Source organism: Xanthobacter sediminis (assembly GCF_043195015.1).
Lineage (GTDB): Bacteria > Pseudomonadota > Alphaproteobacteria > Rhizobiales > Xanthobacteraceae > Xanthobacter.
The window spans coordinates 1-20,477 of sequence record NZ_JBAFWH010000005.1 but is presented as its reverse complement, the minus strand read 5'-3'; the positions used below and the strand labels follow the sequence as shown (position 1 = coordinate 20,477).

The 20,477-nt window shown below is 71.8% G+C and carries 22 protein-coding genes; 11 read left to right on the top strand and 11 right to left on the bottom strand.

Features of this window, described 5'->3' with window-relative positions; translation table 11 throughout:
* Nucleotides 1-152: 152 nt before the first annotated feature.
* The 6 genes from V5F61_RS08085 (at nt 153) to V5F61_RS08060 (ending at nt 5,293) form a co-directional block, all read left to right on the top strand.
* Nucleotides 153-1,718, top strand: coding sequence for a putative bifunctional diguanylate cyclase/phosphodiesterase (locus V5F61_RS08085; protein WP_393989914.1), 1,566 nt, complete (start codon nt 153-155; stop codon nt 1,716-1,718).
* Nucleotides 1,719-1,853: 135 nt separating this feature from the next.
* A complete protein-coding gene (locus V5F61_RS08080) occupies nt 1,854-2,312 on the top strand; it encodes a DUF2948 family protein (protein WP_393989913.1) in 459 nt (152 codons plus the stop codon).
* A 75-nt stretch (nt 2,313-2,387) separates the two neighbouring features.
* On the top strand, nt 2,388-3,692 hold the full coding sequence (gene hisD, locus V5F61_RS08075; protein WP_393989912.1) for a histidinol dehydrogenase: 1,305 nt from the start codon (nt 2,388-2,390) through the stop codon (nt 3,690-3,692).
* Nucleotides 3,693-3,696: 4 nt separating this feature from the next.
* A complete protein-coding gene (locus tag V5F61_RS08070) occupies nt 3,697-4,179 on the top strand; it encodes a UPF0262 family protein (protein ID WP_393989911.1) in 483 nt (160 codons plus the stop codon).
* A gap of 5 nt (nt 4,180-4,184) precedes the next feature.
* Nucleotides 4,185-4,658, top strand: coding sequence for an arsenate-mycothiol transferase ArsC (locus tag V5F61_RS08065; protein WP_393989910.1), 474 nt, complete (start codon nt 4,185-4,187; stop codon nt 4,656-4,658).
* 179 nt (nt 4,659-4,837) lie between these two features.
* Nucleotides 4,838-5,293 carry a GNAT family N-acetyltransferase gene (locus V5F61_RS08060; protein WP_393989909.1) on the top strand — a complete coding sequence of 152 codons (456 nt, stop codon included), beginning with the start codon at nt 4,838-4,840 and terminating at the stop codon, nt 5,291-5,293.
* Between the two features lie 193 nt (nt 5,294-5,486).
* Here V5F61_RS08060 and V5F61_RS08055 read toward each other — a convergent pair whose 3' ends face one another.
* A complete protein-coding gene (locus tag V5F61_RS08055; RefSeq protein ID WP_393989908.1) occupies nt 5,487-7,301 on the bottom strand; it encodes an ABC transporter transmembrane domain-containing protein in 1,815 nt (604 codons plus the stop codon).
* A gap of 110 nt (nt 7,302-7,411) precedes the next feature.
* On the opposite strand from V5F61_RS08055, the gene rpmE reads away from it, so the two are divergent.
* Nucleotides 7,412-7,636 (top strand): 50S ribosomal protein L31, encoded by a 225-nt coding sequence (rpmE, locus tag V5F61_RS08050; protein ID WP_393989907.1) that lies wholly within the window; start codon nt 7,412-7,414, stop codon nt 7,634-7,636.
* 102 nt (nt 7,637-7,738) lie between these two features.
* On the opposite strand, the gene V5F61_RS08045 is transcribed toward rpmE, so the two are convergent.
* The gene (locus tag V5F61_RS08045; protein WP_393989906.1) at nt 7,739-8,266 is read right to left on the bottom strand and encodes a hypothetical protein; all 528 of its coding nucleotides are present in this window, start codon (nt 8,264-8,266) and stop codon (nt 7,739-7,741) included.
* Nucleotides 8,267-8,553: 287 nt separating this feature from the next.
* Nucleotides 8,554-8,745, bottom strand: coding sequence for a DUF1192 domain-containing protein (locus V5F61_RS08040; protein WP_393989905.1), 192 nt, complete (start codon nt 8,743-8,745; stop codon nt 8,554-8,556).
* Between the two features lie 213 nt (nt 8,746-8,958).
* Here V5F61_RS08040 and V5F61_RS08035 point away from each other — a divergent pair, with 213 nt between their 5' ends.
* On the top strand, nt 8,959-9,969 hold the full coding sequence (locus V5F61_RS08035; RefSeq protein WP_393989904.1) for an NAD(P)H-quinone oxidoreductase: 1,011 nt from the start codon (nt 8,959-8,961) through the stop codon (nt 9,967-9,969).
* On the opposite strand, the gene V5F61_RS08030 is transcribed toward V5F61_RS08035, so the two are convergent.
* From V5F61_RS08030 to V5F61_RS08020, 3 genes are read right to left on the bottom strand one after another with little or no spacing between them, the layout of a single operon-like run.
* Nucleotides 9,961-10,692, bottom strand: a complete 732-nt coding sequence (locus V5F61_RS08030) for an ABC transporter ATP-binding protein (RefSeq protein ID WP_393989903.1) — start codon at nt 10,690-10,692, stop codon at nt 9,961-9,963. The genes V5F61_RS08035 and V5F61_RS08030 overlap by 9 nt on opposite strands.
* Nucleotides 10,689-11,486: a molybdate ABC transporter permease subunit gene (locus V5F61_RS08025; protein WP_393989902.1), complete on the bottom strand. Its 798-nt coding sequence runs from the start codon at nt 11,484-11,486 to the stop codon at nt 10,689-10,691. Before V5F61_RS08025 ends, V5F61_RS08030 begins: the two co-directional genes overlap by 4 nt.
* 23 nt (nt 11,487-11,509) lie before the next feature.
* Nucleotides 11,510-12,445 (bottom strand): extracellular solute-binding protein, encoded by a 936-nt coding sequence (locus V5F61_RS08020; RefSeq protein WP_393989901.1) that lies wholly within the window; start codon nt 12,443-12,445, stop codon nt 11,510-11,512.
* A gap of 341 nt (nt 12,446-12,786) precedes the next feature.
* On the opposite strand from V5F61_RS08020, the gene pgeF reads away from it, so the two are divergent.
* Together pgeF and V5F61_RS08010 are read left to right on the top strand one after the other, a co-directional pair.
* A complete protein-coding gene (gene pgeF, locus V5F61_RS08015; protein ID WP_393989975.1) occupies nt 12,787-13,566 on the top strand; it encodes a peptidoglycan editing factor PgeF in 780 nt (259 codons plus the stop codon).
* 117 nt (nt 13,567-13,683) lie between these two features.
* On the top strand, nt 13,684-14,004 hold the full coding sequence (locus V5F61_RS08010; protein WP_393989900.1) for an SH3 domain-containing protein: 321 nt from the start codon (nt 13,684-13,686) through the stop codon (nt 14,002-14,004).
* A 328-nt stretch (nt 14,005-14,332) separates the two neighbouring features.
* On the opposite strand, the gene V5F61_RS08005 is transcribed toward V5F61_RS08010, so the two are convergent.
* From V5F61_RS08005 to bioB, 5 genes are read right to left on the bottom strand one after another with little or no spacing between them, the layout of a single operon-like run.
* Nucleotides 14,333-15,325 carry a beta-ketoacyl-ACP synthase III gene (locus V5F61_RS08005; RefSeq protein ID WP_393989899.1) on the bottom strand — a complete coding sequence of 331 codons (993 nt, stop codon included), beginning with the start codon at nt 15,323-15,325 and terminating at the stop codon, nt 14,333-14,335.
* The gene (locus tag V5F61_RS08000; RefSeq protein ID WP_393989898.1) at nt 15,322-16,590 is read right to left on the bottom strand and encodes an adenosylmethionine--8-amino-7-oxononanoate transaminase; all 1,269 of its coding nucleotides are present in this window, start codon (nt 16,588-16,590) and stop codon (nt 15,322-15,324) included. The genes V5F61_RS08005 and V5F61_RS08000 overlap by 4 nt, the downstream gene beginning before the upstream one ends.
* Nucleotides 16,587-17,234 (bottom strand): dethiobiotin synthase, encoded by a 648-nt coding sequence (gene bioD / locus V5F61_RS07995; RefSeq protein WP_393989897.1) that lies wholly within the window; start codon nt 17,232-17,234, stop codon nt 16,587-16,589. The genes V5F61_RS08000 and bioD overlap by 4 nt, the downstream gene beginning before the upstream one ends.
* A complete protein-coding gene (locus V5F61_RS07990) occupies nt 17,231-18,385 on the bottom strand; it encodes an 8-amino-7-oxononanoate synthase (protein ID WP_393989896.1) in 1,155 nt (384 codons plus the stop codon). Before V5F61_RS07990 ends, bioD begins: the two co-directional genes overlap by 4 nt.
* On the bottom strand, nt 18,382-19,422 hold the full coding sequence (gene bioB / locus V5F61_RS07985) for a biotin synthase BioB (RefSeq protein WP_393989974.1): 1,041 nt from the start codon (nt 19,420-19,422) through the stop codon (nt 18,382-18,384). Before bioB ends, V5F61_RS07990 begins: the two co-directional genes overlap by 4 nt.
* A gap of 195 nt (nt 19,423-19,617) precedes the next feature.
* Here bioB and V5F61_RS07980 point away from each other — a divergent pair, with 195 nt between their 5' ends.
* Nucleotides 19,618-20,430, top strand: coding sequence for a WYL domain-containing protein (locus tag V5F61_RS07980; protein WP_393989895.1), 813 nt, complete (start codon nt 19,618-19,620; stop codon nt 20,428-20,430).
* The last annotated feature ends 47 nt before the right edge of the window (nt 20,431-20,477 follow it).

The following is a 20,477-nucleotide window of genomic DNA, read 5'->3' as shown; positions in this document are numbered from 1 at the left end:
GACCGATCATGCGCGCGGCGTCCGCCACCGCATCGCCGGCGGCGCGCACTCTGCACAGGTTTCCGGATAAGACGCTCGTCGTCTGTTCAGCCTTCTCCGGACTGCTATGATTCCCAGCAGGGTAGAGCGGAAGTCGGAGGCAGAGCGAAAAGATGTCGTCGCGAGATGCGCCGCCCGATCTGAAGCGGGGATATTGGAAGGCCTACGCTGTCATCGGGCTGTGCGCGGTCGTCCTGTTTTTCGGCCTCAGATACCTTCACGCGCTCGACTACGCCTATCGCCTCTCGGCCGCCTATGCCAGCTGGCACCTGGGCGACGTGTTCGCCCTCATCGTCACCGCGGCCCTGGCGGCCATTGCCGCGCTGGTGGTGCACGAGCACCAGCTACAGGCGGAGATCTCCCAGCGCCGGCGCGCCGAGGCGCTCGCCCAGGCCGCCTCCCGCTATGACGGCCTGACCGGCATCGCCAACCGCGCCCTGTTCCTGGAAGAGTTCTCGTCGGCCCTGGCCCGTGCGCGCGCGACCCAGACGCGGCTGGCGGTGCTCATCATCGACGTGGACGCGTTCCAGCAGGTGAACGACGCCCACGGCTATGCCGCCGGCGACGCCGTGCTCATCGCCCTCGCCAAGCGTCTTTCCGCCCGGCTGCGCGGACGGGATGCGCTGGCGCGGCTCGGCGCCGACGAATTCATCCTGCTCTACCCCCTGGAGAACGAGGGCACGGAGGCCCTGTTCCGCCGCGCAGAGCGCATCCTGAAGGCGGCGCGCGAGCCGATCGCGGCGCCGGGCGGGCCGGTGACGGTTTCCGTCTCCATCGGCATCGCCAAGTATCCGCGCGACGGCGACGAGCAGAGCGGCCTGCTGCGCCGGGCGGAAACCGCCCTCGCCCAGGCCAAGGGCAACGGCAAGAACCGCTATTCCCTCTACGACGGCACCCTCGATGCCCACCGCCGCGCCCGGCTCGACACCGAGGCCGAGCTGCGCGCGGGCATGGAGCGCGGGGAGATCGTGGCCCTCTACCAGCCGCTGGTGGACCTCGGCGACGGCCGTCCGCACGGGTTCGAGGCCCTGGCGCGCTGGCGCCACCCCACCCGCGGCCTGCTCGGCGCGCCGGAATTCATCCCGGTTGTAGAGGACGCAGGCCTCGCCGGCCGGCTGCTGACGGCGATGCTGGAGCGGGCCTGCACCGATTCCCGCGACTGGCCCGCCGGCATCACCGTCGCTGTGAACCTCTCCCCGCCGCAATTGCTGGACCGCGACCTGCCCGCCGCCATCCTGAACCTGCTCTCGCGCATGGGGGTGCCGCCCCGCCGCATCGAGCTCGAGATCACCGAGACCGCCCTCCTCCAGGACTTCGAGACCGCGCGGCGCACCATGTCGGCGCTGCGGGAGGCCGGCATGCGCATGTCCCTGGATGATTTCGGCACCGGCTTCTCCAGCCTGCGCCACCTGCAGGAGCTGCCCCTCGACAAGATCAAGATCGACCGCTCCTTCACCTGCCGGCTGCTGGAGGATGCGCACTGCCGCAAGATCGTCTCCTCCATGCTGGGGCTCGCCGGGGCCCTCGGCCCCGCCACGGTGGCGGAGGGGGTGGAAAGCCCCGAGGAGGCCGAGTGGCTGCGCACCCACGGCTGCACCCTGGGCCAGGGCTACCATTTTGCCCGTCCCCTGCCGCCGCAAGAGGCCGGCGCCATGGCGGCAAGCCCGAGCGCGGCCTGAGCGGCCCGCGCGTGAGCGGGGCGCGGCCGAGCCATGCGCGCCGGCGACATTGAAAACGCGCCTGCCGCTCTCTATGTCGTGGGTGCCGGGAAACGGCGCACGAACGAGAAGGCTAGAGCCAGGAAGGCGCCCGCCATGACCGATCTCAAGCTCATCGCCCTCGACGAGGAGGACCTCGCCGTCGTCTCCGCCCATCTGCAGGATGCGGTGGTGAAGGTGGCGGACATGGGCTTCCTGCCGCGCGTGCAGCGCTTCGCCCTGCTGCTCAACCGCTTCGACTGGGACCAGCAGGCCCACGCCAACGAAAAGGTGCGCCGGCGTGCCGGCCTGCACTTCGAGCGGGTGCGCGACGCCAAGTGCCGCGGCCTCGACCTCGCCCAGCAGGACGGCGTGCTCAACCTGCTGGCGGTCACATTCATTCCCACCGATGCCCCTTCCGGCTACGTGCTGCTCACCTTCTCCGGAGGCGCCGAGGTGCGGCTGGAGGTGGAGTGCATCGAGGCCGGCCTGAAGGATCTCGGCCCCGCCTGGGGCTGCGCCCATGCCCCGCGCCACGCCTCCCCCGCCGGAGCCGCCGGCCCCGACGCGGCCTGATCTTTCCCCCTTCCCTGCGGTGCCCCGCCACGGCGGGGCTTCCCTCCGCCGCCGTCCTGATCTAGCAAGGCATCCATGCCTATCCGTCTCGATACCGAACAGCCCGATTTCGCGGCGCGCTTCGCCACTTTCCTCGGCTCCAAGCGCGAGGCGTCCGTGGATGTGCAGGACCAGGTGTCCGCCATCATCGCCGACGTGCGCGCGCGCGGCGACGAGGCGCTCATCGATTTCTCGCGCACCTTCGACCGGGTGGACCTTAAAGCCCTCGGCATCCGCGTCACCGATGCGGAGATCGACGCCGCGCTCGCCTCCATCCCGGCTGAGACCCGCGAAGCCCTGGAATTCGCCAAGGCGCGCATCGAGGCGCACCATGCCCGCCAGCGCCCCACCGACGAGACCTACACCGACGCCGCCGGCGTCACCCTCGGCCACCGCTGGACCAGCGTGGACGCGGTCGGCCTCTACGTGCCCGGCGGCACCGCGGCCTATCCTTCCTCCGTGCTCATGAACGCGGTGCCGGCCCAGGTGGCGGGCGTGCCACGCATCGTGATGGTGGTGCCGGCGCCCGACGGGCAGATCGCGCCCCTGGTGCTGGCCGCGGCGCGCCTCGCCGGCGTGCACGAGGTCTATCGCGTGGGCGGCGCCCAGGCGGTGGCGGCCCTCGCCTTCGGCACGGACACCATCGCCCCCGTGGACAAGATCGTCGGCCCCGGCAACGCCTATGTGGCGCAGGCCAAGCGGCAGGTGTTCGGCAAGGTGGGCATCGACATGGTGGCCGGCCCCTCCGAGGTGCTGGTGATCGCCGACGCCGACGCCAATGCCGACTGGATCGCCGCCGACCTGCTCGCCCAGGCCGAGCACGACACCGCCGCCCAGTCCATCCTCGTCACCGATTCGGAAGACCTCGCCCAGCGCGTGACGGCGGCGGTGGAGGGCATGCTGGAGACGCTGCCCCGCGCCGAGATCGCCCGCGCCTCCTGGCGCGACCACGGCGCCGTCATCAAGGTGCGCGACCTCGACGAGGCGCCCGCCCTGGTGGACCGCGTCGCCCCCGAGCATTTGGAGATCCAGGCTGCCGACGCCGACCGGCTGGCGGCGCGCATTCGCCACGCGGGGGCCATCTTCATCGGCGCCTACACGCCGGAGGCCATCGGCGATTATGTGGGCGGCACCAATCACGTGCTGCCCACCGCCCGCTCGGCGCGCTTCTCCTCGGGCCTCTCGGTGCTCGATTTCATGAAGCGCACCTCCATCCTGAAGCTCGACGCCGAGGCGCTGGAGAAGGTGGGCACCGCCGCCGTGCGCCTCGCCGAGGTGGAGCGCCTGCAGGCGCATGGGCGTTCCGTGTCCATCCGCACCAACGCCGGGGGAGGGCGATGACGGCATGAGCGAGAAATCCCCGTCGCGCCTGTCCGGTGTCACGCTCGATCCCTCCTCCATCGGCCATGCCGGGGCGGAGATCGAGCACGAGCGCGCCACCGCCATCTGGGACCTGATCGACGACAACACGTTCCACCCGTGCGGCGATCCCGGCGAGGGGCCCTACAAGCTCCACATCTCGCTCATGGACAACCGGCTCGTGCTCGACATCAAGCGCGAGAATGAAGACCAGGTGGTGCAGCACCATCTCTCCCTCACCCCCTTCCGCAAGGTGGTGAAGGACTATTTCCTCATCTGCGAGAGCTATTTCGCGGCCATCCGCACCGCCTCCCCCAGCCAGATCGAAGCCATCGACATGGGCCGCCGCGGCGCCCACAACGAGGGCTCCGAGCTGCTGCAGGAGCGCCTGAAGGGCAAGATCGACGTGGACTTCGACACCGCCCGGCGCCTCTTCACCCTCATCTGCGCGCTGCACTGGAAGGGCTGATCGCCATGCCCTCGGTGGCGGACCCCGACGTAGCCCGCTCGCGGTCGGCGCGGCCGCAATCGGTTCTGTTCATCTGCGGGCAGAACGTGGTGCGATCGGTGATGGCCGCGGCGCTGCTGCGCCATCTCTATGGCAAGTCCATCTATGTGGGCTCGGCCGGCGTCATCGCCGGGGAGCCGGACCCGTTCGTCATCGCGGTGATGGACGAGATCGGCCTCGACGTCCACAAGCACCGGCCCAAGACCCTGGAGGAGCTGGAGGAATACGAGGGCCTCGGCTTCGATCTCGCCATCTCGCTCTCCCCCGGCGCCCACCACCGCGCGCTGGAGCTGACCCGCACCAACGCCCTCGACGTGGAATACTGGCCCACCCCCGACCCCACCCGCGAGGGCGGCAACCGCGAGCAGCGCCTCGACGCCTACCGCGCGGTGCGCGACGAGCTGGAAAACCGCATCCGCGAGAGATTCAGGCATACCTGAGTGTGCCGGACCCGTGCGGCGGCGGGCCCCTTTTCCACGCACGGCGCGCCGCCTCCCCTTCCCCCATCCGGCGCCGCCGCGCGCATCGCTTGCGGAGGAGCGGCCTGCCGGCGTTTCATCGTCATGGTGCCGATTCGCCCGGCGACGGCGCCGACCGCTTCCCGCCACGGACCCGCGCCATGCCTCTGCCCTACATCCTGCGCCCCGCGACCCCGGCCGACCGCCCCGCCATGGCCGACCTGTGGGTGGAAAGCTGGGCGCGCACCCTGCCGGAAATCGATTTCGAGGCCCGCCGCCCCTGGCTCTCAGGGCATCTGGACACGCTCGCCGCTGGCGGCGCCTTCACCCGCGTGGCGGAGCATGAGGGTGCGGTCGCCGGTTTCGTGGTGATCCATCCGGGCACCGGCTACCTCGACCAGATCGCCGTTTCCCCCGCCTTCTGGGGCCAGGGCGCCGCCGAGGCTCTGATGGACGAGGCGCGGCGCCTCTCCCCCGCCCTGGTGGCGCTGGACGTGAACCAGGAGAACCCGCGCGCGGTGCGCTTCTATGAGAAGATCGGCCTCGTCGTCACCGGCGAGGGAGAGAACCCCATGTCGGGCCGTCGCACCTTCCGCATGGAGTGGCGGCCGGGCTGAGGCCTGCAACTGCCCCGGCCCGCTCTTCCGGCGAAGCTTGGGCGTTTTCCGCTCGCATCGCCGCGCGGAAATCACTCCAGATTCTCGGAGCAACTCATTTTCTTCTCGCGAAGCCGGTATCCGCTTCGCTTGAAAATGCCCTAAGGCATTCCGCGCGGGCCGGGGCCGCATGCCGACCCCGCCGGCCTTTGCCTCACCCCGCCGCGCCGAACTGCAGCGCGGCGAGGCGGGCATAGAGCCCACCCTTCGCCACCAGCTCCGCATGGCTGCCCTCGTCCACGATGCGCCCGGCCTCCATCACCAGGATGCGGTCGGCGGAGAGGACGGTGGACAGCCGGTGGGCGATGACGAGGGTGGTGCGCCCCTCCATGGAGCGCTCCAGGGCGGTCTGCACCAGGGTCTCGCTCTCGGCGTCGAGGGCGCTGGTGGCCTCGTCGAGCAGCAGCACGGGCGCCGCGCGCAGGATGGCGCGGGCAATGACGATGCGCTGGCGCTGCCCGCCGGACAGGGTGACGCCACGCTCGCCCACCTCGGTCTCCCACCCCTTAGGCAGGCGCGAGACGAACTCGTCCACCAGCGCCGCGCGGCCGGCGGCCTCCACCTCGGCGTCGGTGGCCTCGGGGCGGCCGAGGCGGATGTTGCCGCGCACGGTGTCGGCGAAGATGGCCACATCCTGGGGCACCAGCGCCATCTGGCGCCGCACCGCCACCGGATCGCAGCCATGGATGTCGATGCCGTCGAGGCTGATGCGCCCGGCCTGCGGGTCGTAGAAGCGCTCCAGAAGCTGGAACACGGTGCTCTTGCCGGCGCCCGAGGGGCCCACCAGCGCCACCCGCTCGCCGGGGCGGATCTCGAACGAGACGGCATGCAGCGCGGCCGAATCGGGCCGGCTCGGATAGGCGAAGCTCACCTCGTCGAAGCGGATGGCCCCGGCGATGCGCTGGGGCAAGGCAGCGGGGCGCGCGGGCGCCTTCACCTGTGGCTCCGCCTTCAGCAGCTCGGCGATGCGCCCTGCGGCCCCGGCGGCGGCCGAGGCCTCGCCCCAGGTCTCCGAGAGATTGCCAAGGGAGGAGGCGGCGAGCACCGCATAAAGCACGAACTGGCCCAGGGTGCCCGGGCTCATGGTGCCCGCGAGCACCGATTGCGCCCCCGCCCACAGCACCGTCACGATGGAGGCGAACACCAGGAAGATGGCGACTGCGGTGAGCAGGGCGCGCGCGCGGCTCGCGTCCCGCGCCGCCTCGAAGGCGCGCTCCACATCCCCGCCGAAGCGCGAGAGGGCCGCGCCCTCGGCGGTGGCGGCCTGGAGCGAGCGCATGGCCCCGAGCGCCTCGGCGGCGAAGGCGGAGGCATCGGCCAGCGTATCCTGCGCCGTCCGCGCCCGCAGGCGCACGCGCCGCCCCGAGGCCACCAGCGGCAGCACGATGACCGGAATGGCCACCAGCACCAGCCCGGAAAGGTGCGGGCTCGTCACCACCATCATCGCGATGGAGCCGAGGCACAGCACGAGGTTGCGCAGCGCGGTGGAGGCCGAGGCGCCCACCGCCGCCTTGATCTGAGTGGTATCCGCCGTGAGCCGCGAGGTGAGCTCACCCGAGCGGGCGGCATCGTAGAAGGCGCCATCCAGCGTCACCAGGCGGGCGAACACCGCCTTGCGCAGGTCCGAGACCACCCGCTCGCCCAGCGTGGTCACCAGATAGTAGCGGGCGGCCGAGGCGGCGGCGAGCACCGCCACCACCGCCACCAGCAGCTCGAAATAGCGGTCCACCATGCCCGCCTGATCGGCGGCGAAGCCGAAATCGATCATGCGCCGCACGGCGAGCGGCAGTGCCAGGGTGGCGAGCGCCGCCACCAGGATGGCCGCGAGCGCGGCGCCGAGCCGGCCGCGATAGCGCGCGAGATGGGGCAGCAGCCCCCGCAGCGGGGCGAGCGCGCGCCGTCCGCGGCGCTTTTCGCCCTCCGGCGCGCGGTCCGGGGCGGCTTCGGGGGCAAGGTCGGCTTGTGTCAAAGGTTGCTCTCGGCTATAGACCCGCCACTTCCGGCAGGAAACGAATTTGAGCGCGTCGGGGATTTACGGGATCGTCCCGTGAGCCCGGCGAGGCCAAAAGGATTGAGACAATGAAGAGCGACATCCATCCCGACTACCACTTCATCAAGGTGGTCATGACGGACGGCACCGAGTACACGACCCGGTCGACCTACGGCAAGGAGGGGGACACCCTCCAGCTCGACATCGATCCGCGCACGCACCCGGCCTGGACGGGCGGCACCCAGCAGCTCATGGACCGCGGCGGCCGTGTGTCGCGCTTCAAGAACAAGTTCGGCGCGCTGCTCAAGGGCTGAGGCCCGGCCCCGCACCTGCCTCGGGGAGAGCTGCGCGCACGCGCCGCAGCCTCCCTCACGCAGGCGTGAGCGGCGGGGCCACCCCTCCCGCCGGGCCACCCCTCAGGGCAGTTCCCGCGAGGAGACGAGACGAAGCCGCGGGCGTCCGGCCAGACGCTGCCGCGGCTTTTCCGTTTCCGCAGCCCCCGGCATCACGACCAGGGATGCAAGGGCGTCGGGCGCGAGCCACGGTCCGGCGTCCTCCAGGTCCGGCGCAAGCTGCGTGGACTGCTCCGCCAGCGCGTCGAGCAGCGCCAGCACCTGCGCGGCGAGGGCGGAAACCTGGAGCAGAACGACCTGCAAGGCGGGCGCGCGCGCGCAGCGCAGCGCCGGCGTCAGCGCCCGCGCCACCTGGCCGGGAAGATCCAGCCGGTCCGCCTCATCGCCGGCGGCGGCCGGGTCCATGTCGCCCTCGGCGGCGGCGCGCAGCAGCATCAGGGCGGTGGCGAGATCGAGCAGCAGCACGGAAAGGCCGGAGCGGGCGGCGCCGTCGAGGCCCTGGGCCACGGCATCGTCGTCCAGCCGCGCGCGGGCCTGCGTCAGCAGCGCCATTCCCCCCGCGAACACCGGCTCCAAGGCCTGCGCCCCCATTTCCGCGTCCCGTCCCAAGGTTCCGCCCATGCTCCGCCACGGCCGCCCGCGCCCATCGCGCGCGGCGCCACAAAACGACGGCGCGGCCAAAAGGTAAAGGCCGGGAACTGCCCCGCCTCTGGGGAAACCGGGCATGCGCGGGCGGGGCAGCGGGCGCCGCGAAAGCCCCGCGCGGCGCGGGCTCATGGGCCGGCGGCGGAATCGGAGGCCGCCGGGCGCGCGGACCCATGCCGCTGCGAACGCGCAGCAGGGTTAACAGAACGTAAAGGCCCGGCTTGCCGGGCGCGTCAGAACTTGAAGGCAGCGTCGGCGGCGGCGCGGGAGGCTTCCTTCTGCGCGAGGGCGCCTTCGAGCCGAGCGATCTCCGCCTTCAGGGCGGCGATGCGGGCGCGGATCTCGTCCACCGACAGGCGCGAGACATCGGCCACCAGCAGCGGGTCCGCCGGCCGGGCTGGCCGCTCGTCGTCGGTGGGGTCCATCGCATCCTCCTCTCGCCGTTCGCCGCCATGGTAGCCGCCCGGTGGCGCGCCATGAAGGCCCCGCGCCATGCGGAGCCGGAGTGCCTTCGAGCGAAAGGGATGACGCTTCACGCGAGGAAGACCCGCCAAACCGAAGATCCAGGGCATCTCCCCGATTCCGTGAAACGGGGGGATGCTCTACAAAGCGCCACCTGAGCCTTTGGGAGCCCCGCCATGACAGAGCCGGCCGTGCCCGCCACCATGACCGCCATCGCCATCACCGCCCCCGGCGGCCCGCAGGTGCTGGCGCCCGAGCAGCGCCCCACCCCCACCCCCGCCCCCGGCGAGGTGCTGGTGAAGGTGGAGGCCGCCGGCGTGAACCGCCCGGACGTGATGCAGCGCAAGGGCCTCTACCCGCCGCCGCCCGGCGCTTCCGACATTCCCGGCCTGGAGATCGCGGGCACGGTGGTGGCGCTCGGCGCGGGCGCGAGCCGGTTCGCCATCGGCGAGCGCATCTGCGCGCTCGTCTCCGGCGGCGGCTACGCCCAATACTGCCCGGCGCCGGAGGCCACCGCCCTGCCCGTGCCCGCCGGCCTCTCCATGAGCGAGGCGGCGGCGCTGCCGGAAACGGTCTTCACCGTATGGAGCAACGTGTTCCAGCGCGGCGGGCTCAAGGCCGGCGAGTGGCTGCTGGTGCACGGCGGGGCGAGCGGCATCGGCACCACCGCCATCCAGCTCGCCAAGGCGTTCGGCGCGCGCGTCATCGTCACCGCCGGCTCGGACGAGAAATGCGCCGCCTGCCTCAAGCTCGGCGCCGACGCGGCGGTGAACTACGCCGAGAAGGACTTCGTGCCCGAAGTGAAGAGCGCCACCGGCGGCAAGGGCGCGAACGTGATCCTCGACATCATCGGCGGCCCCTACATCCAGAAGAATTACGAGGCCGCCGCCGTGGACGGGCGCATCGTGCAGATCGCCTTCCAGAAGGGCTCAAAGGCGGAGGTGGACTTCATGCGCCTGATGCTGAAGCGCCTTACCCACACCGGCTCCACCCTGCGCTCGCGCCCGCTCGCGGAGAAGGCGGCGCTGGCCGCCGAGGTGGTGGAGAAGGTGTGGCCGCTGGTGACGGCCGGCACACTGCGCCCGGTGATGGACCTCGCCTTCCCCCTGGCTGACGCCGCCGCCGCCCACGCCCGCATGGATGCGAGCGCCCATATCGGCAAGATCACCCTGACGGTCTCACACTAAGGGCGGCTTGGGCCGCAGGCCGAGCAGGCCCGCCACCTCGGCATCGGCGGGGCGGGCCATGAGGTCCTCGGGCCGGCCCTGCTGCACCACCCGCCCGCGCGCGAGGATGACGAGATGGTCCGCCGCCAGCGCCATCTGCCGGTCGTGGGTGGAGGCGAGCACCGCCAGGCGCCCGTCGCGGCTGATGGCGATCAGCTCGGCCACCACCTCGTCGCGGGTCACGGGGTCGAGCGCGGAGGTGGGCTCGTCCAGCAGCAGCAGGCTCGGCGCCCGCGCCAGCGCGCGGGCCAGCGCCACCCGCTGCTGCTGCCCGCCGGAAAGCTGGCGCGGCCGGCGCTCGGCAAGGTGCGCGAGGCCGAAGCGCTCCAGCAGCGCCACCGCCTTCTCCCGCCGCCCCGCGCCGTCGAGCGAGAAGGCCACGTTCTGCCAGACGGAAAGGTGCGGGAACAGGCACAGGCCCTGCGGCACGTAGCCAATGGGGCGCGCCTGCGGCGGCAGACCGTCGAAGGGGGTGCCCTCGGCCGGCAGGAGCCCCGCCAGCGCCCGCAGCAGGGTGGTCTTGCCCTCGCCCGAGCGGCCGAGCAGCACCGTGAGGCCGCGCGCCGAGAAGGCGGCATCGAGGCGGACCGGATGCACCAGCCGGCAAGTAATGTTCACGGCGCCGATATCCACGGTGCTGATGTCCGTGGTGCCCCCGGTGAGACCGCCAGTAAGGCCGCTCATGGCGCGCCGTCCCAGCGCCGGGTGAAGGCGCGCATGAGGAGCGGCACCGGCATCGCCAGCAGGAAGAAGGCCCAGAGCAGCGGATAGACCGCCTGGAGGCCGAGATCCTGAAGGTTCACCCACAGCTTCACCGGCATGCCCTGCGGAAAGTAGGCCACCACCAGCACGATGCCGAACTCCCCCACCGCCCGCACCCAGGCCACCGCGAGCGCCATCAGCAGCCCCGGCGCGGCCAGCGGCAGCGTCACCCGCCACAGCAGCGCCAGCGGCCCGCGGCCAAGGGTGAGCCCCACCTCCTCCAGCTCGTGCGGCACCCCTTCGAAGGCCGCGCGGGCCGCGATGACGAAATAGGGGCCGGCGCCGTAGCAGGTGGCGAGGATGAAGGCCGGCGGATTGTTGGTGAGCACCAGCCCCGCCTGCTGCAGCAGCGCGCCCGCCGGCCCGTAGGGCCCGTAGAAGGAGGCGAGCAGGATACCGAGCGCCAGCGGCGGCGAGAGCAGCGGCAGCAGCAGCAGCACATCCGCCACCCACTTGCCCCGGAAGCGGCTGCGCGCCAGCCACCACGCGAGCGGGGTGCCGAGCGCGACGATGATGACCATGGAGACGCCGCCATAGCCGAGCGAGACGGAGATGGCATCCCAGTCCCCGTCCGCGAGCTGGAAGCGCGACCAGTCGGTGGCGGTGGCGAGGGTGGCGAAGGGCGCCACCATCACCGCCAGCACCAGCGCGGCGAACACCGCGACGGCGCCGAGAAGGCGGGAGCCGGAGACGCCGGCTCCGGAGAAGGCGGGCAAGGCCGCGGGTTCCGGCGCGGCGCTCAGATCCCGTCGCCCTTCGGCGGGCCGTAGCCGGAGGAGTGGAACAGCTTCTGCCCCTCGGGGCTCATCATGAACTTGAGGAAGGCGGCGCCGCCCTCCGGGTTGGGGGCGTTCTTCAGCACGGCGGCGTAGAACACCATGGGCTGCGGCTTCGCCACCTGCGCCTTGCCGTCCTTGCCCGGCAGGTCGAAGCTCACGGTGTCATACCAGGCGGCGGCCAGGGCCGGGTTCGAGAGGTTGATCTCGTCGGGCAGGGTGATGAAGGGCAGCTTGGCCGAGACCGCCGCGCTCTCGTAGCCGGAGCTTGCGTCCACCTGCCCCGCCTCGAGGCGGGTCATGGCGGAGCCCTCGGCGAAGATCTGCTGGTCGTTGTAGACGCCGCCCAGCACCTTCTGCATCAGGTCCGGCTGGTTGTAGTAGCGCTGGGCCAGCAGGAAGGTGAAGATGATGTTCTGGCCCTGCGGATCGGTGGCGGGGTCGGTGCGGCCGAATTTCACGCCCGGCTCCTCCAGCACCTTCCACCAGGGGATCTTGCCCTCTTTGGCCGCCTCGAACGCGGCCGCGTGGGGGCCGGAAGCGTTGTAGACGATGACCATGGCCGTGCTCGCCACCGGCACCGCGCCGTCCACGAGCCCGGCCTTCCTCAGGATCTCCACCGGCCCCGGCGTGATGGAGACGAACACGTCCGCCTGGATCTGCCCGCCGGCGATGAGCCGGGCGAGGCCATAGGCGCCCTGGCCGATGCCCTGGAAGGGCGCACCGGTCTGCCGCGTGAAGGCTGGCCCGAGCTCGCGGTCCATCACCAGGCCCATGGAGCCGGCATAGGCCACCCGCACGGGCTCCGCCGCCCGCGCCTCCCGCAGCCCAGGAGCCACGGCCCCGAAGGCCGCGACGCCAAGGGCCGCCAACCCCAGCAGGAATGCCCGTTTCCGCATCTCGCCTCTCCTGAAGTGAACGGCTCGCGCTCGCGTCCGGGCGGCGGGGCAGCGCAAGAGGCAGGTTCCGCCGTCGCTATCCGGGCACCATTATTATATTCACATGGATATAGCTTAGATCAAGCCGGAAACGGCGCGCGGCCCCTTGGCGCCGTGCCTTGCCGCAATGGCGGCGGACGTGCGCCACCCGCGCGCTCCGCCGATGCGGGGGTTCCCATTAAGAAGAAGGCGCTACAGAATCGCGCGCGCGACCACCCCGGCGCGCCCGCCACCGGGACAGCACGAGGACGCGACCCATGACAGCGCAGCCCATGGACACGGGTTCCACCGCCGTGCCGCCGATGACCATCGCGGCGCCCTCCCTCGCCGCCCTGCCCGGCATCCGCCACGCCTTCTTCACCCGCGCCGGCGGCGTCTCCACCGGCCTCTACGCCAGCCTCAACGGCGGCATGGGCTCCAGTGACGATCCCGAGGCGGTGCGCGAGAACCGCGCCCGCATGGCCGGCGCCCTCGGCCTCGCGCCCGAAAACCTGCTCGCCTGCTGGCAGGTGCATTCGCCCGACGCGGTGCTCGCCGCCGCCCCCTGGACCCGCGAGGAGGCGCCCAAGGCGGACGCCATCGTCACCCGCGCGCCCGGCCTCGGCGCCGCCGTCTCCATCGCCGATTGCGGGCCGGTGCTGTTCGCCGATCCCAAGGCGCGGGTAGTGGCGGCGGCCCATTCGGGCTGGAAGGGCGCCGTCGGCGGGGTCATCGGCGCCACGGTGGCGCTGATGGAAACGCAGGGCGCGCGGCGCGGCGACATCCATGCCGTCATCGGCCCGCTCATCCGCCAGTCGAGCTACGAGGTGGGCGAGGATTTCGTCACGCGCCTCCTCGCGCAGGACCGGGCCTACGCCCGCTTTTTCGCGCCCGCCGACCGGCCCCACCACGCGCTGTTCGACCTGCCGGGCTTCATCCGCCTGCGGCTGGAGGAGGCGGGCATCACCATGATCGAAGACCTGATGCTCGACACCTACACCGATGAGGCGCGCTTCTATTCCTTCCGCCGCGCGACCCACCGCAAGGAAGCCGACTACGGCCGCCTCATCGCCGCCATCGCGCTGGCGCCGGAAGCTCCCTGAGCAAAAGCGATGTCCGCTCGCATCGACAGGCGGATATCGTTCCAGCCGATCGAGACGACGCATCGTCTTCACGCGAACCGGCATCCGCTTCGCTTGAACATGCACTGAGGACACGCCATGCGCCCGCCCCTCCTCCTGCTCACGCTTGCCGCCGTACTTGTGGCGGTCCCCGCCCTCGCCTCCGATTTTGCGGATGGGCTAAAGGGCGGGCCCGACGCCTGGCGCGTCTCCGGCCTCGGGCCGGGCGCGACCCTGGCGCTCAGGACCGCCCCCGCCCGCGATGCCGCCATCCTCGCGCGCTATCCGGACGGCACGCGGCTCGCCAACGAAGGGTGCCTCATCCGCAAGAGCGTGCGCTGGTGCCGCGTTTCGCCGTGGGACGCCCGCAAGCCCAGCGGCTGGGTGATCGGCCGCGATCTGCGCGAGGCCACCGATTAGGACGCTTTCCGTTCGCACAGGCTCGCGGCAAAGCCCTGGGTTTTGATCGAATGCGTTCTCTTTACGCGCACCGGCATCCGCTTCACCCGAAACCACTCCGGGCTGCGCCGGGCATGCGGGCCGCGAGAGCGGACGGAGAGACCGGGAATCGGAGAGGGCGGGAGCGGCAGCGGGCGCACGCGCCGGACCGGCCGCTCCCGCCCTGCCCCTCATGCGTGGCACGGGGCCGTGCCAAGGGCCTGCGAACTCTGCTCATGGGCCCTCGGTCAAGCCGACGCGGCGCTGGCGCACACCCATCGGGCGCCACTGGAAGACCGGGCATGCGGTATCAAGGGACCGTATAGACCACCGCTCCGGCAGTGAGGCCAGCGCCCACCGCCGTCATCAGCACCCGTTCGCCGGAGACGAGAGGCTGCGCCTCGGCGGCGGCGGCGAGGGAGAAGGGGATGGTGGCGGCGGAGGAATTGCCGAACTCCGCGATGGTGGAGACCACGCTCTCCGGCGGCAGCGCCAGCGCCTTGCGCACCGCCTCGAAAATGCGGATGTTCGCCTGATGCGGCACGAAGCGGGTGATGTCCTCGGCGCTCAACCCCGCCTCGGCCATGGCGCGGCCGGCGCAGCCGGTCATCATCTCCACCGCCCGCGAGAACACGGTGCGCCCGTCGGGCATGGACATCAGCAGGTCCTCGGCGGGCACGTCCGGCCCGTAGGGCCTGCGGCTGCCGCCGGCCGGGATCTGGATCAGCCCGTAGAGGCCGCCGTCTCCGATGAGGTGGGCGCCCACCACGCCCGCCTCGGCCTGGGCGGAGGGCACCAGCAGCGCCGCGCCCGCGGCATCGGCGAACAGCACCGCGCTGGCGCGGTCCGCCGGGTTGATGCGGCGGCTCAGGATGTTCGCGGCCACCACCAGCACCGGCTTGCCGTGGGCGCGCACGAAGCCGTCCGCCAGGGTGAGCGCATAGAGGAAGCCCGAGCAGGCCCCCGCAAGATCCACCCCGCCCGCATGGACGAGGCCGAGGCGGTGCGCCAGCAGCGGCGCCGAGGGCGGCAGCAGGTGATCCGGCGTGGAAGTGGCGAGCAGCAGCAGCCCCACGTCCGCGCGCGGCACCCCCGCGGCCGCGAGCGCCTGTTCCGCCGCCGGTCGGGCGATGTCGGTCAGCGCCTCGTCGGGCGCCGCATAGCGCCGGGCGCGGATGCCGGTGCGCCGCTCGATCCAGCCCTCGTCGAGGCCCAGCATCACCTCCAGCTCGGCATTCTCCACCCGCCGCTCGGGCGCATGGCGGCCGAGGCCGGCGATGCGGCTGGCGGGCGCGCCCCTCATGCCAGCACGCCCGGCGCGGCGGCGATGGCGGCATAGACCTCGTCCAGCTCCTCCTCGCCAATGCAGTAGGGCGGCATCACATAGATGGTGTTGCCGAGCGGGCGCAGCAGCACGCCGCGTTCCAGGAAGAAGGCCATCAGCTGGGGCGCCGCCTGGGCCAGGTATCCGGCATCGCCAACCTTCAGGTCGAGCGCGGTGATGGTGCCGCAGCGGCGCACGTTCTCGAAGCGCGGGTCCTCCCGGAAGGGCGCGAGCGCCGCATTCTGCCGCACCGCCAGGGTGGCGACCCGGTTCGCCACCGGCTCGTTGCGCCACACTTCCACATTGGCGAGCCCCGCCGCGCAGGCAATGGGATTGGCCGTGTAGGAGGACGAATGGAAAAAGGTGCGCGAGCGGTCCATGGAATAATGGGCCTCGAAGATGGGCTCGCGGCACATGGTGGCGGCGAGCGGCACGAGGCCGCCGGTGAGCCCCTTCGAGAGGCACATGATGTCCGGGCTGATGCCAGCCTGGGTGCAGGCGAACAGGGTGCCGGTGCGGCCCCATCCGGTCATCACCTCGTCGGCGATGAAGAGCACGCCGTGGGCCTCGCAGATGTCCTTCATGGCGGCGAGCACGTCGGGGCCGTACATGAGCATGCCGCCGGCGCCGAGCACCAGCGGCTCCACGATGAAGGCGGCGGGCCCCTCGGCACAGGCGGCCGAAAGCGCTTTCAGCGTCTCCTCCTCCCGCCCCGCATGGGGGAAGGGAATGCGCTTCACGTCGAACAGCAGCGGCGCATAGGCCGCGTTGAACACCCCGCGCTCGCCCACCGACATGGTGCCGATGGTATCCCCGTGGTAGCTGTGCTCCATCACCACGATGGTGGTGCGATCGATGCCCAGGTTGCGCCAGTAGCCGAGCGCCATCTTCAGCGCCACCTCGACGCTGGTGGAGCCACTGTCGGAATAGAACACCCGCGAGAGCCCCTCGGGCGCCAGCGCCACCAGCTCGCGGGCGAGCGCCTCGGCCGGGGCGTGGGTGAAGCCGGCGAAGATGATCTGGTCGAGGGTATCGGCCTGCGCCTTCACAGCCTCCACGATGGCGGGATGGCGGTGGCCGTGGGTGACCACCCACCAGGAGGAGATGGCATCGAGGATGCGCGCGCCCTCCGGCGTGAACAGGTGGGCCCCCTCGCTGCGGGCGATGGCCGTCATGACCGGATGGAGCGCGTGCTGGGTGAAGGGATGCCAGATCGGCGAGCCGCAGGGGATGGGGCCGGTCATGCGTTGGTCCGTCCGTCGAGAAAATCCGCGCGCCGGAAGCCGGCGGCGAAGGCGGTGGCGAGCGCGCCCGCATCCAGCGGCGCGAGCGGCGGCAGGGTGCCGAGCACCCGCACCGCGCCGAGCCGCGCGATCATGCGCGCGTTCTCCGCGTGGGGCGGGCCGATGAGCGCCACCCCCAGCACCGGAACGGCGCGGCGGCGCAGCGCCTCCAGCGAGAGCAGGGTGTGGTTGAGGGTGCCGAGACCGGAGCGCGCACACAGCACCACCGGCAGGCCCCAGCTCGCGAACACGTCGATGAAGAGGAGATCCTCCGTGAGCGGCACCATCAGGCCGCCCGCGCCCTCGATCACCAGCGGGCGGGTGGGGTCGTCCGCCGGCGGGGCGAGGCGGGCCGGGTCGATCACCACCCCGTCGATGGCGGCGGCGAGGTGCGGGGAGGCCGGCGTGTTCAGCCGGTAGGCCTCCGCCAGTACGTCGCCAGGCGCGAGGCCGCCGAGGCGCTGGGCGGCCTGCGAATCGGTCTCTTCCTCCAGGCCCGACTGCACGGGCTTCCAGTAGCGGGCGTTCAGGAAGCCGGCGAGCCCGGCGCTGAAGACCGTCTTGCCGATGCCGGTATCGGTGCCGGTGACCACGAGACGCGTCATGCCGCGCGGCTCCCCATCTCCTCGGCAAGCGCGTCCACCAATGCGGTGACGTCCGCCTCGTCCACGTTCAGCGTCAGCGACACGCGCAGCCGCGCGGTGCCCTCCGGCACCGTGGGCGGGCGCACGCCGCGCACATCGAAGCCGCGCGCCTGCAGCGCCGCCGCCAGCGCCATGGCGCGGCCGTTGTCGCCCACCACCACCGGCTGGATCTGCGAGCCGGACGCGGGCACGCCGATGCGCGCCAGCTCCCGCCCCGCATGGGCCACCAGGGCCGCGAGCCGCGCGCGCCGCTCGGGCTCGCGCTTCAGCAGCTCAAGCGCCTCCAGCGCCGCCACCGCCACCAGCGGCGAGGGCGCCGTGGCGAATATGAAGGGCCGCCCCCGGTTCACCAGATAGTCGCGCAGCACCCGCGCCCCGGCGAGCAGCGCGCCCGAGCCGCCCAGCGCCTTGCCGCAGGTGTGCAGCACCAGCACGTTCTCGCGCCCCTCGAACGGCGCGGCGAGCCCGCGCCCATCCGCGCCGTAGACGCCGGTGGCATGGGCCTCGTCGACGAAGAGGAAGGACCCGGTTTCGTCGGCGAGCGCCATCAGCTCGGCGAGCGGGGCCTGGTCGCCGTCCATGCTGTAGAGGCTCTCCACCACGATCCAGGCGCGCCCGGTGCCGCCGGTGGCGCGGAAACGGCGGATCTCCTGCGCGAAGGCGTCCACATCGTTGTGGCGGGCGGTGACGGCGAGCGCCCGGCCCGCCCGCGCGCCCTCATGAGCGCTGGCGTGCGCCAGCTCATCCATCACCAGCAGGTCGCCCTTCTGCGGCAGGGTCGTGAGGGCGGCGAAATTGGCCACGTAGCCACCGCCGAAGAACAGCGTGCTCTCGGCATGGAAGAAGCGCGCGGCCTCCTCCTCCAGGCGCTCGTGCTCCTCGGTGTTGCCGCGCAGCAGGCGCGAACCGCCCGCGCCCACGCTCGTGCCGGCGTCCAGCGCGCGGCGCACGGCGTCCGCGAGCAGGCCCGAGGCGGCGAGGCCCAGGTAGTCGTTGGAGGCGAAGTCGCGCCCGGCGCGGGGCGCGAGGGCGCGCAGGCGATCCTTGCGCTCCAGCCCGCGCAGGGTCGCGGCATAGCGCTCCAGCAGGCCGGAGCGGCCCGGCTCGCTCATTCCGCGGCGGCCGCCGCCATGGAGGCGCAGGGGGCCTCGGTCTCCACGGTCTCCACTTCCACCTTCAACTCCATGGGGTGGATGCCGAGGCGCTGGAACAGCACCGCGTCCTTGTCCTCCTCCGGATTGCCGGCGGTGAGGAGCGTCTCGCCCACGAAGATGGAGTTGGCGCCCGCGAAGAAGCACATGGCCTGCATCTCGTCGCTCATCTCGGTGCGGCCGGCGGAAAGGCGCACGTGGGAGGCGGGCATCATGATGCGGGCGAGCGCAATGGTGCGGACGAAATCGATGGGGTCCACCTTCGGCGCGTTCTCCATGGGCGTGCCGGGGATGGCGATGAGCATGTTGATGGGCACGCTGTCGGGCGGCTCGGGCAGGTTGGCGAGGGTGACGAGCATGTCCACCCGGTCCTCCGCCTTCTCGCCGAGGCCGAGGATGCCGCCCGAGCACACCTTGATGCCCGCCTCGCGCACGTTGTCCAGCGTCTCCAGCCGGTCGGCGAAGGTGCGGGTGGTGATGACGCTGGCGTAGTGGGCTTCCGAGGTGTCGATGTTGTGGTTGTAGTAGTCGAGGCCCGCGGCCTTCAGCCGGCCGGCCTGATCGGGGCTGAGCATGCCCAGGGTCATGCAGCTTTCCATGCCGAGGGCCTTCACCCCCTCCACCATGGCAATGACGAAGCCCATGTCGCGCTCCTTGGGGCTGCGCCAGGCGGCGCCCATGCAATAGCGCGTGGCGCCGGCGTCGCGGGCCTTCCTCGCCTCCGCGAGCACCCGCTCCACCTCCATCAGCTTGGAGGCGGAAAGCTCGGATTCGTGCCGGGCCGACTGGCTGCAATAGCCGCAATCCTCCGGGCAGCCGCCGGTCTTGATGGAGAGCAGGCGGCTGAGCTGCACCGCGTTGGGATCGAAATTGGCGCGATGCACCGTCTGCGCCTGGAACAGGAGATCGTTGAACGGCGCGCCGTAGAGGGCGAGCGCCTCCTCGCGGGTCCACTTGCGGCGCGGCGCCGCGCCCTGCGAAGCCACATGGTCCTGCATCGTCACGGCGACCGACATGCTCACTCCCGAACGTTTCTCGTGCGCGCCCTGCGGCCCTGCGGGCGCCGGCGCGGAAAGGGGGGAACTTAGCTCCTCGCGCCCGCGCAGGGAATAGGCGCCGTTTCGCCTGCGGTTCCCCCTTTGTCCGCGCCTCGGCATGGGCTACCAATGAAGGCGAGCTGGGATCCTCGCCGCATGAACGCCATCACCTCCCTCAAGTCGTTCTTCATTGGCCGCGTGGCCGGCCTTCCGGCGCCGCTCTACGCCGGCGCCGGGAAGATCGCGGTGCCCGCCGACGACCCGCACGACGACATCGCCGGGCACGCGCCCGACCACGACCCCGCCGAGGGACAGTCCTTCGCCATCGACTACGAGGACCACGCCGGCAACCTCAGCCATCGCCGCATCTCGGTGTGGGCGATCCAGCGCAATCCGGAAGGGGTGCCCATCCTGCTCGCCAAGTGCCACGAGCGGCAGGCGGCGCGCGCGTTCCGGGTGGACCGCATCAAGGCCGTGACCGACTTCGACGGCACCGCGCGCGAGCCGCTTTCCCGCTTCTTCTTCGAGACCTTCGGCTTCACCTGGCCCAAGGATGCCATCATCCTGCCCGATGCCGAGCCGGCCGATGCGCGCTGGGACCGCATCCGCACCATCGCCAACCGCTCCGGCGTGGTGCTGCTGGTGGCGCTGGCGCTGGCCGACGGCGACATGGGCGCGGCCGAGGCGGACGAGATCCGCTTTTTCTGCACACGCGCCTGCGCGGCCTCTGGGCTCGACCCCACCGGCGCCGAGCGCGAGCGGCTCGCCGCCTACCTCGCCCGCCTGCGCCCCACCCCAGAGAGCGTGGAGCGTGCGCTCGACACCCTGCTGGCAGGCGAGCGCGAATCCACCGCCGCCCTGCTCAAGGCCGGCCTGCGCGTGATCGCCGCCGACGGCCGGCTGGAGGCAGCCGAAGCGGAAATGCTCGACAGCTTCTGCGTGACGCTGACCGGCCAGAGCATCCTTTAAAGGGAGCACGCCCAGCCCTGCCGAAAGCCCTAGGCTCAGGACTCGTT